Below are 15,736 nucleotides of genomic sequence, written 5' to 3' on the forward strand. Positions count from 1 at the left end.
GCTACGGCTCGAACCGGACCACCTGCGGGTCGTGGTCGCTGATCTGGTCGTTGAACTCCGCGTTGATGTGCACGCTGTCGTACGTGAACCCGGTGGCGCGCCGGACCGAACGGCTGACCAGGATCTGGTCGAGGACCTGCGCGTTGCCCTGGAAGACGTACGAGTAACGCTCCCGCTTCGGCAGCGACTTGATCGCCGACCACAGGACGCCGCCGTCCTCCAGCTGCTTCGCGGTGTCGGAGAACTCGAAGTCGTTGATGTCGCCGAGAGCGATGACGGACGCCTTCTTGTCCTTCGCCAGGACCTGCTTGACGAAGGTGTTCACGGCCTTCGCCTGCAGGTGGCGCTGGGTCTCCGAGCTGCGCTTCGGCGGCTGGAACTCCGAGTGCAGCGCCTGGTCGCCGCCCTTGGACGCGAAGTGGTTCGCGACCACGAAGACGGACTTGCCGCGGAAGGAGAACTCGCCGACGAGCGGCTTGCGGCTGTTCGTCCAGGCCGCGTTCGCCGGGTCGATGCGGCCCGGGGACACCGTCAGCCGCGCCTTGCCGTTCGCCTTCGTCACGCCGACGGCGGTCGTCGCGTCGCCGCCCGGGCGGTCGGTGAAGGAGACCCGCGCGGGGTTGAACAGGAAGACCTGGCGGATGTTGCCGCCGGGCTCGCCGCCGTCCGCGAGGTTCACCGGGTCGATGGAGCGCCAGTCGTACGCCGGACCGCCGGCCGCCTTGATCGCGTCGATCAGCTTCTTCACGGTCTTGTCGGCGGCGACCGTACCGTCGTTGGTGGCACCGTTGTTGTCCTGGATCTCCTCCAGGGCCACGATGTCGGGCGACTGCAGGTGGTGCACGATCGCGGCCGCGTGGTCACCGAAGGAGGCGTCCGAGGGGTCCAGGTTCTCGACGTTGTACGTCGCCACCGCGAGCTCGCCGCGCGCCTGCTTGTCGGTCGTCTCGCGCTCCAGACCGCCCTGCTTGAGGGTGCCGATCCGGTTGGCGACGAGGGTGTAGCCGCCGAACTGGTTGTAGTCCAGCGGGCCGGCCGTCGTGCCCTTCAGTACGTCGCCGACGTTCGCCTTCGGGAAGTCGGCGACCGCGCCCAGCGACTGGATCTGCAGCCGGCCGGTGTTCTGCGAGGTGTAGGAGTCGTACAGCGCGCCACCGCGGCGGTTGTCGTTCTCCCGGGGCTTCACCGTGACCCACAGCTCGGTGAACGGGTCGCTGGCGCCGACCACACGGGTGTCGGCGACCTGGACGTTCATGCCCTCCAGGGACTCGTAGTAGTCCAGGGCGTATGTGGCCGGGGCGAGCTTCAGGCCGTTGATCGAGCCGGCGGCGGCGGGGTCGCCGGCCGGGACGTACTTCTTCGGCACGGACTTGGTGTCGATGACGGTCGCGGCCGGGACGGCGTTGCCCGCGGAGACGACCGTGACCGTCGGGCGGGAGATCTGCGTCACAGACTGGTTTCCGGACGAAGTGCCGCCCGGTATGAACTCGCCGACCGTGCCCGCGACCGTCACCGCGTCGCCCACCGAGACCGTCGGCCGGGAGCTGGTGAAGACGAAGACACCCTCGCTCGTGGCGGGGTTCGCGTCCGCCTCGGGGTCCTGGATCCAGAAGCCGCGCGAGCCGTAGGTGCGCACGCCCGTGACGATGCCCTGCACCCCGGCGACCTGCTGGCCGACGAGCGGGGACGTCCGGGTGGTGCCCTGGATGTCGTGGATGCGGATGGAGTCCGCCTCGGCGGGCGAGGTCAGGACCACGGCGGACACGGTGGAGCAGATGGTGGCGACGGTCAGCGCGCCGATGCGCGCGGTTCTCTTGCTCGGCAAGGGGATCCCTCCGGGGACGTACGTGGCGCCGGGACGAGAGTGGACGGGGTGGCCTGCGACCGGTGGGGCGGTGCGACGCGCGTAGAAGCCGGCGGACCCGATGAACTCCGACAGTCGTGCCTGTGGGAGCCCCGGAATCGTCCCAGAGCTACCCGTGAGTTTCTACGCGCGTCAATCTCCTGCCTGGTCAGGCCAGTTGTCAAGGTTTCGGCCATGTCCAACTCCTGGCAGGTACATGAACCGGGCGGCATGGGTCCAAATCCGTCTAGGCTGAGCGGCTGCGTACTCGTGCCCGTACCGGTAGGCGTTCGCGTAGCCGTAGGCGTACGCGGAGCGCGTACGGAAGCCCCCTCGCGGGGGTGCACCCGTCGCTCGGCAGTCGTTCGTCAGCACCCGTTCCGAGGAGATCCCCGCCGATGTCAGACAGCTCGCCACTGCCGCCGGTGCGGCTTCTCCCCGCAGCGGAGCTGGCGCGAGAGGCACTCGCCACCCCCTTGCTCTCGCGCGCCGCCCGGCTCGCCCGCTGGGCGGGGCCCGACACGCGGGTCGGTGCCGGGGGCGAACTCGTCGACGAGCAGCTGCCCGCCGCCGCCGAGGCGCTCGGACTCGTCGGAGCGGGCGCCGGGGACGGCGGCGACGACGACGCGGCGGCGTCGGCCAGTGAGGCCTGGCGGGTGGCCGTGGACACCGGGCTCGTCGAGATCGTCAACCCCGACGGACCCGACGGACCCGACGTGCCCGGCGGACCCGAGGGGACCGACGTGCCCGGGGGATCGGGGGAGGGGACGGTCGCCGTGGGTGCGGAACTCGCCCTTCTCACCTCCGGCGGGCCGCAGGACGTGCTCGGCATCTGGCTCACCGCCCTGGAGACCGTCCTCGCCGACGCGGCCGTGCCCGACCTCGACGGCCTCGTCGACGCCATGGAGGCCGGCGGCGAGATCGACTTCTCCGAGCTGGACTGGGACCCCGAGGCCGAGGCGGAGTTCCTCGACGGGGTGCTCGGCAACCTGTACCTCCTCACCGTCAGCGAGGACGGTCCCGACGGGCCCGTGCCGCTGCCCGCCCTCGCCGCCTCGATGATCGTCCCCGACGACATGGGGGAGCCCACCAACGACGTGCTGGAACAGGTCTCGGACGCGATGATGCGGCTCGACGACCAGTTCCGGGTGCTGGAGCCGATCGGCCTGGTGGAGTACCAGCCGGTGGACGAGGCGCTGATGACGGACGCGGAGGAGGCCGCCGCCGAGGGGCAGGGCGGCGCGGCCGCGGTCGACGACACCGATGTCACGCGGTACGGCATGGTCCGGCTCACCCCGCTCGGGCTGTTCGGGGTGCGGGCCCGGCTCCTGGAGGCCGGCGTGCCGGCGCCGGCGGTCGGGGACCTCGTCGACAAGGGTGCCGACGCGCTGCTGGACGGCACCGCCGGGTTCCCGCCGGCCGCCGCCCAGGCCGAGACCGAGCAGTGGCTCGCCCGCCGGGAGCCGTCGGCCGCGGCGCGTGAGCTGCTGGCCGCCGCGCGGGGCACCGACGCCGGCGCCCCGCTGCGGCGGCTGCGCTGCCAGCAGGCGCTGTCCCTGGTGGGGGACGTGGCCGAGCCGGCCCTCCGGGAGGTGCTGGACGACCCCGAGCTGGGCGGGCTCGCCCGGGTGTGGCTGACCGAGAACGGGGCCGCCGATGTGCCCGTGCCGTCCGAGGCGATGGTCTTCTGGCTGACCATCGACACGGTCGCCGCGCAGCTGGCGGCCGAGGGGAACTCCGCGGAGCTGCGGGCGCTGGTGGAGGGGCTGGCCGCGCAGCACGGCTCGTTCTTCGCGGCGGCGTGGCGGGTGGATCATCCCGCCACGCCCGATGTCCTTGAGGCGATGGGGCGGATCCATCCCGACAAGAGGGTGGCGAAGGAGGCCCGTAAGGCGGCGTTCAAGGCGCGGTCGCAGAAGGGGACGGGGGGGACCGCGCAGTAGTTCCGGGCGCCTGGTGGTTTTGGGGTGCCCGGTGGTTCGGGCGCCTGGGGGGTCGGGGGTTCGGGTGCGTGGGCGGCTGCGGGGCCGGTGGTTCACCGAAGGCACCGGGCGTCCTTCTCCCCGCGTTCAGGGTGTGTTCAGGCGCGGGCGCGACCGTGGCGCGACACCTCGGGTCCGCCCCCACGGTCCTCCACCGCCACACAGGAGACAGCATGCCGCTCACCCGCAGGGACTTCGCCGGACGATCCGCGGCCACCGGAGCCGGCGTCGTGCTGGCCGGAAGCGTGGGCGCCCTGGCCACCGCGCCGAACGCCCTCGCGTCGACGGACACGGACACGGACCTGGACCCGGATCCGGACTCGAACCCGGACTCGAACCCGGAGACCGCCCACCGCACCGACCGCGCGGCGGCACGAGTCGGCTACGGCCCCCTCGTGCCCGACCCCCAGGGCATCCTGGCGCTGCCCGCCGGCTTCACCTACCGCATCCTCACGTACAGCGGCAGGACCAAGCTGGAGTCGGGCGAGTTCACCCCCGGCAAGCACGACGGCACCGCCGCCTTCCCCGGCCCCCGCGGCACCACTCTCCTCGTCAACAACCACGAGCTGAAGGGCCCCCGGGCCAACTGGGAGTTCCCGGTGCCGCTCACCGAGGGGCTCGTGTACGACCCGGCGGCGGCCGGCGGCTGCACGGTGGTGGAGGTACGGCCGGGCGGCCGGGTCGCCGAGTGGGTCGGCATCGCGGGCACGTCCACCAACTGCGCGGGCGGCAGCACCCCGTGGGGCACCTGGCTCACCTGTGAGGAGAACTCCGACCGGGCCGGCGTCAACGGCATGACCAAGGACCACGGCTACGTCTTCGAGGTCGACCCCTGCGACCGCCGCGCCAACCGCGCCCCGAAGCCGCTGAAGTTCCTCGGACGCTACGACCACGAGGCCGTCGTCATCGACCCCAGGCGCGGCCACGCCTACCTCACCGAGGACGCGGCCGCCCCCAACGGCCTCTTCTACCGCTGGACCCCGCCCAGGGGATTCGCCTACGGGCCCGGGAAGTTCCGTACCCTCGCCGACGACGCGGGCGTCCTCCGGGCCCCCCGTTGCTACGACTCCGGCGGCCGCTTCGTCGACGACCTGTCCCGCGCCACGCGGATCGGCACGGTGTACGGCGTCGACTGGATCGACGTGCCCGACCGGGACGCCAGGACCGTCGCCGTCCGCAAGCAGTTCGCCGACTCCGAGATCACCCGCGCCCGCAAGCTGGAGGGCATGTGGTGGGGCGACGGCGGCGTGTACGTCGTCTCCTCGTACGCCCGTGCCGAGAGCCCCGTGCGGCACGACGGCCAGGTCTGGTTCTACGACCCCAAGCGCCGCACCCTGACCCTGAAGGTCCTGCTCGGCGTCAACCCGGACCCGTCCGTCGACGGTGTCTTCGACGGTCCCGACAACATCACCGTCTCCCCGTACGGCGGCATCGTCCTCGCCGAGGACGGCGAGGGGATCTCGCATCTCTTCGGCGCCACCGACAGCGGCCGGACCTACCCGATCGCCCGCAACGATCTCAATATCGGCACCGAGGAGCAGCCGGAATACAGCGAGTTCGCCGGCGTCACCTTCTCACCCGACGGAAAGACCCTGTACGCCAACATCCAGACGCCGGGCATTCTGCTCGCGATCACCGGCCCCTGGAAGCGGCAGAAGCGGTCCTGAGAAGCGGTGGTTAATTCATTGGCCCGGCCCGTGGTACGCCTCCTACAGTGATGCCTGTCCAGGTGCGAAGGCAGGACCTACTTCCACTGATAATGGGGCGGCCGCGGGTTCGAGTCCCGCCACCGGTACCAACACGCCGGTGTAGCTCAGGGGTTAGAGCACCTACGTCGGTTCCGCCGGCTTCGATCTCTGGACACCCAAAGCTTCACGCACCTCCCGGTGCGATCCGATCTCGGGAGGCGCGGCAGATGGTGGATGCCCGGTGCGCAGGCAGCGGATACTTCGGGAACTGGTGGGGAGAGATCCTCATGCGGGTTCGAATCCCGTCATCGACGTCCGGTCGGTGTGGCGGAACGGAAGACGCGCCAGTCATAAGCACCGCCGCCGACTTCGACCTCGGGCACCCTCCTTCTGCCGCGCCTCCCCCGAACCGGAATTCAGAAATCAGGAACAGGGATTCCACGCACGAAGTGTGATGTGCCGCGGAATTCGGGGGAGTTCATCATGGCGCGATTCAACACGAAGGCAGGCAAGGCCCAGCCCACCTCCCGTGTCACCTCCACGGGCCGTGTGCTCCGTACGTACGAGGGCGGCCGTGGACGTGAGCGGGACGAGCGCTCCGAGCTCTTCCTGCTGTCGATCGCCAACTTCGTCGCGCAGAAGACCTTCTACGAGAGCGGCGAGGACCGGGACGAGCGGTTCGCAGGGCTGGTGCGCCGGCTCGCCGTCACCGACCCGGCGTGGACGGCCGGGCTGCTCGGCTGGCTGCGCGGCGAGGGCAACCTCCGTACGGCCTCCCTCGTGGGCGCCGCCGAGTACGTGAAGGCGCGCCTCGACGCGGGCGTCACCGACGGCCCCACCAACCGTGAGGTCGTCGCCTCGGTGCTGCGACGCCCCGACGAGCCCGGTGAACTGCTCGCCTACTGGACCTCGCGGTACGGCCGCAACCTTCCCAAGCCCGTGAAGCGGGGCGTCGCCGACGCCGTACGACGGCTCTACAGCCCCAAGACGCTGCTGAAGTACGACACCGCGTCCAAGGGCTACCGCTTCGGCGACATCCTGAACCTGGTGCACGCGGCGCCGGACCCGGACAAGCCGTGGCAGGGGGACCTGTTCCGGTACGCCCTCGACCGGCGCCACAACCCGGACACGGCCGTCGTGCCCCGGTCGCTGCCCATGCTCGCTGCGCACCGTGACCTGATGGAGCTGCGGCCCGCGAAGCGGCGCCGGGTCGTGACCGGCTCCGGGGGCGCCCAGCGGCTCGCGGACGCGGGCCTCACCTGGGAGGCGCTCGCGGGCTGGCTGCAGGGGCCGATGGACAGGGCGGCCTGGGAGGCCGTCATCCCGTCCATGGGCACCATGGCGCTGACCCGGAACCTGCGGAACTTCGACGAGGCCGGTGTCGGCGACGAGGTCGCGGCCCGGGTCGCGGCGCGGATCAGCGATCCGGCGGAGGTCGCGCGCTCGCGGCAGTTCCCCTTCCGCTACCTCTCGGCCTACCGCCACGCGCCCTCGCTGCGCTGGGCGTACCCGCTGGAGCAGGCGCTCGGCCACTCGCTGGCCAACGTGCCCGCGCTGCCCGGCCGGACCCTGGTCCTGGTCGACCGCTCGGGCTCGATGTTCCACTCGCGGCTGACCGACCGCTCCTCGCTCACCTACGCGGACGCGGCGGCGGTCTTCGGCACGGCGCTCGCGCTGCGGGCGGCGAACGCGGATCTCGTCGAGTTCGGGAGCACGAGCAGGGTGGTGCGGTTCGGCGCGGGGGAGTCGGTGCTGAAGATCGTCGGCCGGTTCGGCGACCTGGGCGGCACCGACACCACCGAGGCCGTCCGCCGCCACTACAAGAGGCACGACCGGGTGCTGATCGTCACCGACGAGCAGGCCACCTACAGCCACTACGGCGATCCGACCGCGCAGATCCCGGCCGACGTCCCGGTCTACACCTGGAACCTCGCCGGGTACCGGGCGGGCCACGGCCCCTCCGGCACGGCGAACCGCCACACCTTCGGCGGCCTCTCCGACGCGGCCTTCCGCATGGTGCCGCTGCTGGAGGGAGCCCGGAGGGCCCAGTGGCCGTGGGCGGCCGGGTGACGCCGGTCCGCGGACCGGCGGTCCACGAGAACGGGGGATGAGTGTGGCCCGTGTCCCAAGGAGGACGCGGGCCACACTCTTGTTCGGCGACGGGACTGGCATCTAACATTTCAGTTCATGGAGGCCATACGACCCGTCGCGCGCACCCTGCTGAGGGACCGCGCCTACCAAGCCATCCGGGACGCCATCGTGGCCGGCGAGATCGAGCCGGGCGCGGTGGTGCGCGACGCCGAGTTCGCGGAGCTGCTGGGACTGTCCCGGGCGCCCGTGCGGGAGGCGTTCTCCCGGCTGGTGGACGAGGGGCTCCTGGAGAGCAAGCCGCAGAGCTACACCCGGGTCACGGCCGTCGTCGCCTCCGATGTGCGGGACGCCGCCGCCGTGGTCGGGGCCATGCACGAGCTTGTCGCCCGGACCGCCGTGCCCCGGCTGTTCGCGGCGGACGTGGAGATGATGCGCTCGGCCAACGAGCGGTTCGCGGCGGCCGTCCGCACCGGCGACGTCGACGCGGCCCTGGTCGCCGACGACGAACTGCACGACGTGCTCGTCCGGGTGAGCGGCAACCGCGCGGCCGCCGCCACCGTCGCCCGCTACACCCCGCTCATCCGCCGGCTGGAGCGGCGGCGCTTCGGCGAGGGCGGCAACTGCCGCTCGGCCGGACTGCACGAGCAGCTGATCGCCGCCTGCGCGGCCGGCGACACGGACGGGGCGGTCCGCGTCACGGCGGAGATCTGGCGCGGCCTGGCCGCCCTCGCCGACGAACCGGACGAACCGGATGAACCGAACGGGCCCGACGAGCAGCGCGAGCAGGTCGAGCAGGCGGGCGGTGCGTTGCCCGCATCCGCCGGGACGGAGGGCGGTGCGTCTGCCGTCTCTGCCGAGGCGGCGGGCGGTGCGTCGGCCGCGTCCACCGAGGCGGCGGCCGGTGTGTTCCCCGGGTCCGCCGAAGAGGCGGGCCATGCGTCCCCCGTGCCCGCCGAGGCGGCGGGCGGTTCTCTCACCGCTTCCGCTTCCGCCGCTTCCGCCGCTTCCGCCGCGTCCGTCGAGGAGGCCGCCGACGCGTCCGCGCGACCGCTCGCCCATGAGCCCGCCCACCAGCCCGCCGGCGAACCGGGCGACGCGCCCGTGCGTCGAGCGGACCGCTGACCCGACCGGTCCGCGCCCTCGCCCCGTCCCGTCCGTCCCCGCTCCGCCGCACCCCACCCGGGAGAACCCGTGTCCCTGTCTTCCTTCGAGCGCTACCCCCTCCTCTTCGGGCCCTCGCCGGTCCACCCGCTGGAGCGGCTGACCGCGCACCTCGGCGGAGCCTCCGTCTGGGCCAAGCGCGAGGACTGCAACTCCGGTATCGCGTACGGCGGCAACAAGACCCGCAAGCTGGAGTACCTCGTCGCCGACGCGCTCGCCCAGGGCTGCGACACCCTCGTCTCCATCGGCGGCGTGCAGTCCAACCACACCCGCCAGGTGGCCGCCGTCGCCGCCCGCGCCGGGCTCAAGTGCGTGCTCGTGCAGGAGAGCTGGGTCGACTGGCCGGACTCCGTCTACGACAAGGTCGGCAACATCCTGATCAGCCGGCTGGCCGGCGCCGACGTACGGCTCGTCCGGGCCGGCTTCGGCATCGGCTTCAAGGAGAGCTGGGAGCTGGCCCTCAGGGAGGTCGAGGAGGGCGGCGGCAAGCCGTACGCCATCCCGGCCGGCGCCTCCGACCACCCCCTCGGCGGCCTCGGCTTCGCCGGCTGGGCGTACGAGGTCGCCGATCAGGAGCGCGAACTGGGCGTCTTCTTCGACACGGTGATCGTGTGCTCGGTGACCGGCTCGACCCAGGCCGGCATGGTCGCCGGCTTCGCCGCGCTCGAGGAGGCGGGCGGCAGGCCGCGTCGGGTGATCGGCATCGACGCCTCGGCCAAGCCGACCACCACCCGGGAGCAGGTCGCCCGCATCGCCCGGAACACCGCCAAGCTCATCGGCGTCGAGCGGGAGCTGACCGTGGACGATGTCGAGCTGGACGAGCGCTACCACGCCGGGATCTACGGGGTTCCGGACGACGCCACCCTCGTCGCCATGCAGCTCGCCGCCCGCACCGAGGGCATGGTCACCGACCCCGTGTACGAGGGCAAGTCGATGGCCGGGATGATCGACCTGATCGAGCGGGGCGAGATCGGCCCGGAGTCGACCGTGCTCTACGCCCACCTCGGCGGCCAGCCCGCGCTGAACGCGTACAGCGGAGTGATCCAATAGGGGGCGGGGGCTCCGCCCCACCGCTCGCCGGCCGACCGGGCGCCCTCCGTACGCGGGAGGCGCCCGGCGTCGCGTCCGCGCGTCTCAGAGGGCCTGCGCCGCCGGCTTCACCATCCCCCTGACCGTGCGGGACTTCACGAAGTCGCCCATCGCGGTCATCTCCCACTCACCGCTGAACTGCTTGATCAGCTTGGCCATCATCACGCCGGTCTGGGCCTCGGCGTTGGTCAGGTCGAAGCGGACCAGCTCCTCGCCGGACGCGGCGTCGAGCAGCCGGCAGTAGGCCTTGGCGACCTCGGTGAACTTCTGGCCGGAGAACGAGTTGACCGTGAAGACCAGCCCGGTGACCTCCTGCGGCAGCCGTCCGAGGTCGACCACGATCACCTCGTCGTCCCCGCCGCCCTCGCCGGTGAGGTTGTCACCGGAGTGCTTGATCGCGCCGTTCACGATCGACAGCTTGCCGAAGTAGCAGCTGTCGATGTGGTTGCGCTGCGGGCCGTACGCGATGACCGACGCGTCGAGGTCGATGTCCTTGCCCCGGTACGCCGGCTCCCAGCCGAGCCCCATCTTGACCTGGGAGAGCAGCGGGCGGCCGCCCTTGACGAGGGAGACGGTCTGGTTCTTCTGCAGACTGACGCGGCCCTTGTCCAGGTTGATCTTGCCGGTGCCCGGGGCGGGGGCCGGGGGTGCGGCCGGCGGGGCGGGCGGCGCCGGGGGAGCCATGACACGCGGGTCCATGGCGGGGGCGGGCGGGGCCGCCGGGACATGCGGGGCGGGAGAGGGCGGGACGGGAGCCGGCTGGGCGGCCGGGGCGGGTTCCTCCACCGTGACCCCGAAGTCCGTCGCGATGCCCGCGAGACCGTTCGCGTATCCCTGGCCGACCGCGCGGGCCTTCCACGCGCCGTTGCGCAGATAGATCTCGACGATCACCAGGGCGGTCTCCGTGCCCAGCTGGGGCGGGGTGAAGGTGGAGATCACGGAGCCGTTCGCCGCGTCGCGGATCGTCGCCGTCGGTTCGACGCCCTGGAAGGTCTGGCCCGCCGCGTCCGGGCTGGCCGTGACCACGATCTTCTCGATCCCCGGGGGCACGGCCGAGGTGTCCACCGTGATCGAGTCGGGCGTGGCGCCGCCGCCGGAGCGGTACGTCACGCCCGGACCGGACGGCTGGTTGTAGAAGATGAAGTCGTCGTCCGAGCGCACCTTGCCGTCTGCGGTGAGCAGCAGGCCCGACACGTCGAGCCGCACGGGGGCGGAGACGTCCACCGCGACGCGGGTGACGGGCAGCGGGATGTTCGAGCCGGGGGTCATAGCGGTCATGCGTGATGAACGATTCAGGCCGCTTTACCGTTCCCTTACCCGGGCGCGCCCGGCGGCCGTTCGGGTCAGCGGCGGTTGCGGGGGTGCTCCCGGGCCGTGCGTTCGTTGCCCCGGCGGTAGTTCCCGGTCCAGCGGGCCATGACCAGCTGCGGGTCGCCCGCCGCCACCTCGGCGAGGAATTGGGCAGCTCGGGGGCCGCGCAGCGTCGTGGCCGCGCGGCCGTGGTGGTCGATCGTCACGGTCTGGTCGGAGTGCTCGGTGTAGGTGAATCCGCTGGGGCGTGGCATGTCCCGGATGGTAGGGGCGGCAGCTCCGGCGGCCCAGCGAATTTCGGTCGCCCGCCGAGTCGCCCGGCCACCTCCGTCTCCGCCCCCCGCCCCGTTCCCTCCCCGGACACCCCGGCACCTACGGCCTCACGGCACCTACGGCCTCACGGCACCTACGGCCTCACGGCACCACGACGATCTTCCGTCCCACCCCCGACGCGAACTGCTCCAGCGCCTCGGGATAGCGCTCCAGCGGCACCCGGTCGCTGATGAAGACGTCCGGGTCCAGGACCCCGCCCGCGAAGAGTTCCGCCGCCCGTTCGAAGCTGTGCAGCACGGCCATCGACCCGGTGATGGTGATCTCCTGGTTGTAGATCCGGTACGGGTCGATCGTGACCCGGGTCGCGTAGTCCGCCACCCCGAACTGCAGGAACGTGCCCGCCTTGGCCACCCGCCCCAAGCCGTCCTGGATCGCCGCCGCGTTGCCCGTCGCGTCCACGACGACGTCCCAGCCCTGCGGCCGGTCCAGTTCGTCGGGGCCGGCGGCGGCTCCCGAGACACCCAGCCGGCGCGCCGTCTCCAGACGCGCGGCGTTCACGTCCACCATGTCCACGCTCGCCGCACCCGTCCGCTTGGCCAGCTCCAGCATCATCAGCCCCATCGTCCCGGACCCGTAGATCAGGACATGGGCGCCCAGCCGGGCGCGGAGCACGTCGTAGCCCCGTACCGCGCAGGACAGCGGCTCCACAAGCGCCGCGTCCTGGGTGCGGACGTGGTCCGGCAGCCGTACGCAGTTCGCGACCGGTGCCACCGCGTACCGCGCCGCGCCGCCGGCCGTGGTGACCCCGATCGCGGCCCACCGCTCGCACAGGTTGTTGTGGCCGGTACGGCAGTAGCGGCACTCGTGGCAGTACAGGGACGGGTCGACGGCCACCCGGTCGCCGACGGACAGTTCGGTGACCCCGCCGCCCACGCCCACCACCTCGCCCGCGAACTCGTGCCCCGGCACGATCGGCAGCTTCGGGGCGAACTCGCCCTGGAGGATGTGCAGATCGGTCCCGCACAGTCCGCACGCGGCGACCTCGACGACGACGTCACGGGGGCCCGGTGCCGGGTCCGGGACCTCGGTGACGACGGCCCTGCCCGGGGACTCGATGACGGCGGCCTTCATTTGACGGCTCCCAGGGAGAGGCCCTGGACGAGTTTGTCCTGGGCGGCGAACCCCGCGGCGAGCACCGGCAGGGAGATCACGAGCGACGCGGCGCACACCTTCGCCAGGAACAGGCCCTGGCTGGTGATGAAGCCGGTCAGGAAGACGGGGGCGGTCTCCGCCACCACGCCCGTCAGCACCCTCGCGAACAGCAGCTCGTTCCAGCTGAAGATGAAGCAGATCAGGGCCGTGGCGGCGATCCCGGGGGCCGCGATCGGCGCCACCACACGGGCCAGCACGGTCGGCAGCCGGGCGCCGTCCAGGTGCGCGGCCTCGATGACCGCCACCGGCACCTCCGCCAGGAAGGACTGCATCATCCACACGGCGATCGGCAGGTTCATGGAGGTGTGCAGGACGACGAGCAGCCAGATGTTGTCGAGGAGACCCGTGTTCCTGGCGAAGAGGTAGATCGGGAGCAGGCCCGCCACCAGCGGCAGCATCTTGGTGGAGAGGAAGAAGAACAGGACGTCCGTCCACTTCTTCACGGGGCGGATCGACAGCGCGTACGCCGCCGGGAAGGCGAGGAGGAGGACGAGCAGGGTCGAGGCCAGGGAGGCCACCGTGGAGTTGATCAGCGCGGGCCAGGGGCTCGCCCCGCCGTCCACGCCGAAGAACTCGCGGTAGCCGTCCAGGGTCAGCGCCGCCGCGAAGGACGGCGGGTTGGTCGCCGCGTCCGACTCCGAGTGGAGGGACGTCAGCGCCATCCAGGCGATCGGCAGGAAGAACACGACCCCGGCGAACCAGGCCAGCAGACCGGCCCCCTTGCGTCGTACGGCGTTCATGAGCGCCCCGCCTCCTCACGGAACAGCGACGAGACCACGCGCAGCGCGAACGTCGCGATGACGAGCGAACCGATGACGACCAGGACCCCGGCGGCCGAGGCGAGACCGTTCTCGTGGGCCTGGTAGAAGGTCTGGTAGACGGTGTACGGGAGGTTCGCGGTGCCCAGGCCGCCCGAGGTGATCGTGAAGACCGCGTCGAAGTTCTGCACGATGTGGATCGAGCCCAGCAGCGCGCCCAGTTCGAGATAGCGCCGCAGGTGGGGGAGCGTCAGATGGCGGAAGATCTGCCAGTCGCTCGCGCCGTCGACCCGGGCGGCCTCGATCTGCTGCTGGTCCCGGGACTGCAGCCCGGCCAGCAGGATCAGCATCATGAACGGCGTCCACTGCCACACCAGGGAGGCCTCGACCGCGAGCAGCGGCGTCTTCGAGATCCAGTCCGGCTGGGGGCCGCCCACGTAGTGCAACAGCCCGTTGAACAGGCCGTACTCGGGGTTGTAGAGCACATGCTTCCAGAGCAGGGCGGCCGCCACCGGGACCACCAGGAAGGGGGCGATGAGGAGGGTGCGGACGATGCCCCGGCCCCGGAACCTCCGGTCCAGGAGCAGGGCCAGCAGCAGGCCGAGCACGAGACTGGTGAGGACCACGGCGACCGTCAGCAGGATCGTCGTCCCCACCGAGCGGCGCAGGTCGGGGTCGGTGAGGACCTCGCCGTAGTTGGCGAGGCCGGCGAACGCGCGGGCGTCGGGGTAGAGGGAGTTCCAGTCGAAGAAGGAGATCACCAGCGTGGCCACGAAAGGGAGCTGGGTCACGGCGATCATGAAGATCAGGGCGGGCAGGAGCGGGGCGCGGGTGGCCCAGGCGCGCAGCCGGGCGTTCGGCGCGCCCAGGGTGCGGACGGGGGTCGCCGTCCTCGGCGCCGTCGTGGTCGCGGTCATCGTCCCTCGTACTCCTCGGAGGTCTGCTCGGCGAGCGCCTGGGCCTTCCGCAGGGCCCGACGCCACGGACTGGTGTCCGGCGATGGCCGCGCTGATCTCCAGGGACACCTTGGTGCCGAGGTCGGTGAACTCGGGGATGCCGACGAACTGGATGCCGGGGGCGGGGCGCGGCTGCAGGCCGGGGTCGGTGGGCCGGGCGCCCTCGATGGCCTCGCGGGTCATCTCCTGGAAGGCGGCGGCCTCCTCGCGGTAGTCCGCGTTCGTGTACGTCGACGCGCGTTTGCCGGCGGGCACGTTCGACCAGCCGATCCGTTCGCCGACCAGTTCCTCGTACTCCCTGCTCGACGCCCAGGAGACGAACCTCCACGCCTTGTCGGGGTTCCGGGACGCCTGCTGGATGCCCCAGGCCCAGGTGTAGAGCCAGCCGGAGGACGCGGTCCGCTCGACCGGGGCCGGTGCGTAGCCGATCCTTCCCTTCACCGGGGAGTCGTCGGCCTCCAGCGAACCGGCCGCCGACGTGGCGTCGTACCACATGGCCACCTTGCCCTGGGTCATGTTGTTGAGGCACTCGGCGAAGCCGGCCTGGGCGGCGCCGGATTCGCCGTGCTCGCGCACGAGGTCCACGTAGAACCCGGTCGCCCGCTCGAACTCGGGGGAGTCCAGCCGTGCCTTCCAGTCCTTGTCGAACCAGGTGCCGCCGAAGGTGTTCACGACCGTGGTGAGGGGCGCCATGACCTCGCCCCAGCCGGGCAGGCCGCGCAGACAGATGCCCTTCATGCCCTCCTCGGCGCCGTCCGCCTTCGCGGCGAGGTCGGCGACCTGCCGCCAGGTGGGTCGCTCGGGCATCGTCAGCCCGTGCTCGGCGAAGACGTCCTTGCGGTACATCAGGAAGGACGACTCGCCGTAGAAGGGCTGCCCGTAGAGCCTGCCGTCGTCGCCCGTCAGGGACTGGCGCATGGGTTCGAGAATGTCCTGCTGGTCGAAGCCCGGGTCCTTCGCGACGTACGGGTCCAGCTCCTCCAGCCAGCCGTTGCGGGCGTAGATCGGTATCTCGTAGTTGCTGAGGGTGGCCACGTCGTACTGGCCCGCCTGGTTGGCGAAGTCCTGGCTGATCTTGTCGCGGACGTCGTTCTCCGGCAGCACGGTGAAGTTCACCCCGATTCCGGTCTCCTCGGTGAAGTGGGAGGCCGTGAGCTTCTGCAGCTCCTGCATCTGCGGGTTGTTGACCATCAGTACGTTGATGGTGTCGCCGCCGGATCCCGCCCCGCCCGCTCCGGTCCAGCAACCGGAGAGAAGCGGGGCGAGCAGCGCCCCCGCGGCGGCCGCGGCGAGTACGCGCGGCCTCCGTCGGCTCGCGATGCGCATGGATCACTCCTGCATATGTGGGGGATTTCGGGAGATAAGGGATGTC

At 71.6% G+C, this 15,736-nt stretch carries 10 protein-coding genes and 2 pseudogenes; 5 read left to right on the plus strand and 7 right to left on the minus strand.

The features are described 5' to 3' along the window. Position 1: 1 nt before the first annotated feature. Positions 2-1,825, minus strand: a complete 1,824-nt coding sequence (locus SCAB_RS33595; RefSeq protein WP_013004567.1) for an endonuclease/exonuclease/phosphatase family protein — start codon at positions 1,823-1,825, stop codon at positions 2-4. 416 nt (positions 1,826-2,241) lie between these two features. On the opposite strand from SCAB_RS33595, the gene SCAB_RS33600 reads away from it, so the two are divergent. The 5 genes and pseudogenes from SCAB_RS33600 (at position 2,242) to SCAB_RS33625 (ending at position 9,815) form a co-directional block, all read left to right on the plus strand. After that, positions 2,242-3,786 carry a hypothetical protein gene (locus SCAB_RS33600; RefSeq protein WP_037728156.1) on the plus strand — a complete coding sequence of 515 codons (1,545 nt, stop codon included), beginning with the start codon at positions 2,242-2,244 and terminating at the stop codon, positions 3,784-3,786. A gap of 212 nt (positions 3,787-3,998) precedes the next feature. Beyond that, positions 3,999-5,492 carry an alkaline phosphatase PhoX gene (locus SCAB_RS33605; RefSeq protein ID WP_013004569.1) on the plus strand — a complete coding sequence of 498 codons (1,494 nt, stop codon included), beginning with the start codon at positions 3,999-4,001 and terminating at the stop codon, positions 5,490-5,492. Positions 5,493-5,996: 504 nt separating this feature from the next. Further along, positions 5,997-7,583 (plus strand): TROVE domain-containing protein, encoded by a 1,587-nt coding sequence (locus SCAB_RS33615; RefSeq protein WP_037728161.1) that lies wholly within the window; start codon positions 5,997-5,999, stop codon positions 7,581-7,583. Positions 7,584-7,700: 117 nt separating this feature from the next. Then, positions 7,701-8,339 (plus strand): annotated as a pseudogene (locus SCAB_RS49310) (GntR family transcriptional regulator); the annotation flags it as partial. 456 nt (positions 8,340-8,795) lie between these two features. Then, complete coding sequence (locus tag SCAB_RS33625) at positions 8,796-9,815, plus strand: 1-aminocyclopropane-1-carboxylate deaminase (RefSeq protein ID WP_013004572.1); 1,020 nt, start codon at positions 8,796-8,798, stop codon at positions 9,813-9,815. A gap of 84 nt (positions 9,816-9,899) precedes the next feature. On the opposite strand, the gene SCAB_RS33630 is transcribed toward SCAB_RS33625, so the two are convergent. From SCAB_RS33630 to SCAB_RS33655, 6 genes and pseudogenes are all read right to left on the minus strand, one after another. Then, positions 9,900-11,123, minus strand: a complete 1,224-nt coding sequence (locus tag SCAB_RS33630; protein ID WP_013004573.1) for a TerD family protein — start codon at positions 11,121-11,123, stop codon at positions 9,900-9,902. Between the two features lie 74 nt (positions 11,124-11,197). Further along, positions 11,198-11,419 (minus strand): hypothetical protein, encoded by a 222-nt coding sequence (locus tag SCAB_RS33635; protein ID WP_013004574.1) that lies wholly within the window; start codon positions 11,417-11,419, stop codon positions 11,198-11,200. Between the two features lie 160 nt (positions 11,420-11,579). Further along, entirely contained in the window at positions 11,580-12,569 is a 990-nt protein-coding gene (locus SCAB_RS33640; protein ID WP_013004575.1) for a zinc-dependent alcohol dehydrogenase family protein, read from the minus strand. Further along, on the minus strand, positions 12,566-13,390 hold the full coding sequence (locus tag SCAB_RS33645) for a carbohydrate ABC transporter permease (RefSeq protein ID WP_013004576.1): 825 nt from the start codon (positions 13,388-13,390) through the stop codon (positions 12,566-12,568). Before SCAB_RS33645 ends, SCAB_RS33640 begins: the two co-directional genes overlap by 4 nt. Further along, positions 13,387-14,325 carry a carbohydrate ABC transporter permease gene (locus SCAB_RS33650; RefSeq protein WP_041669964.1) on the minus strand — a complete coding sequence of 313 codons (939 nt, stop codon included), beginning with the start codon at positions 14,323-14,325 and terminating at the stop codon, positions 13,387-13,389. The genes SCAB_RS33645 and SCAB_RS33650 overlap by 4 nt, the downstream gene beginning before the upstream one ends. Then, a pseudogene (locus tag SCAB_RS33655) lies at positions 14,322-15,690 on the minus strand (ABC transporter substrate-binding protein). Before SCAB_RS33655 ends, SCAB_RS33650 begins: the two are co-directional and overlap by 4 nt. Positions 15,691-15,736: the final 46 nt, after the last annotated feature.

This window comes from Streptomyces scabiei 87.22 (genome assembly GCF_000091305.1).
GTDB lineage: Bacteria > Actinomycetota > Actinomycetes > Streptomycetales > Streptomycetaceae > Streptomyces > Streptomyces scabiei.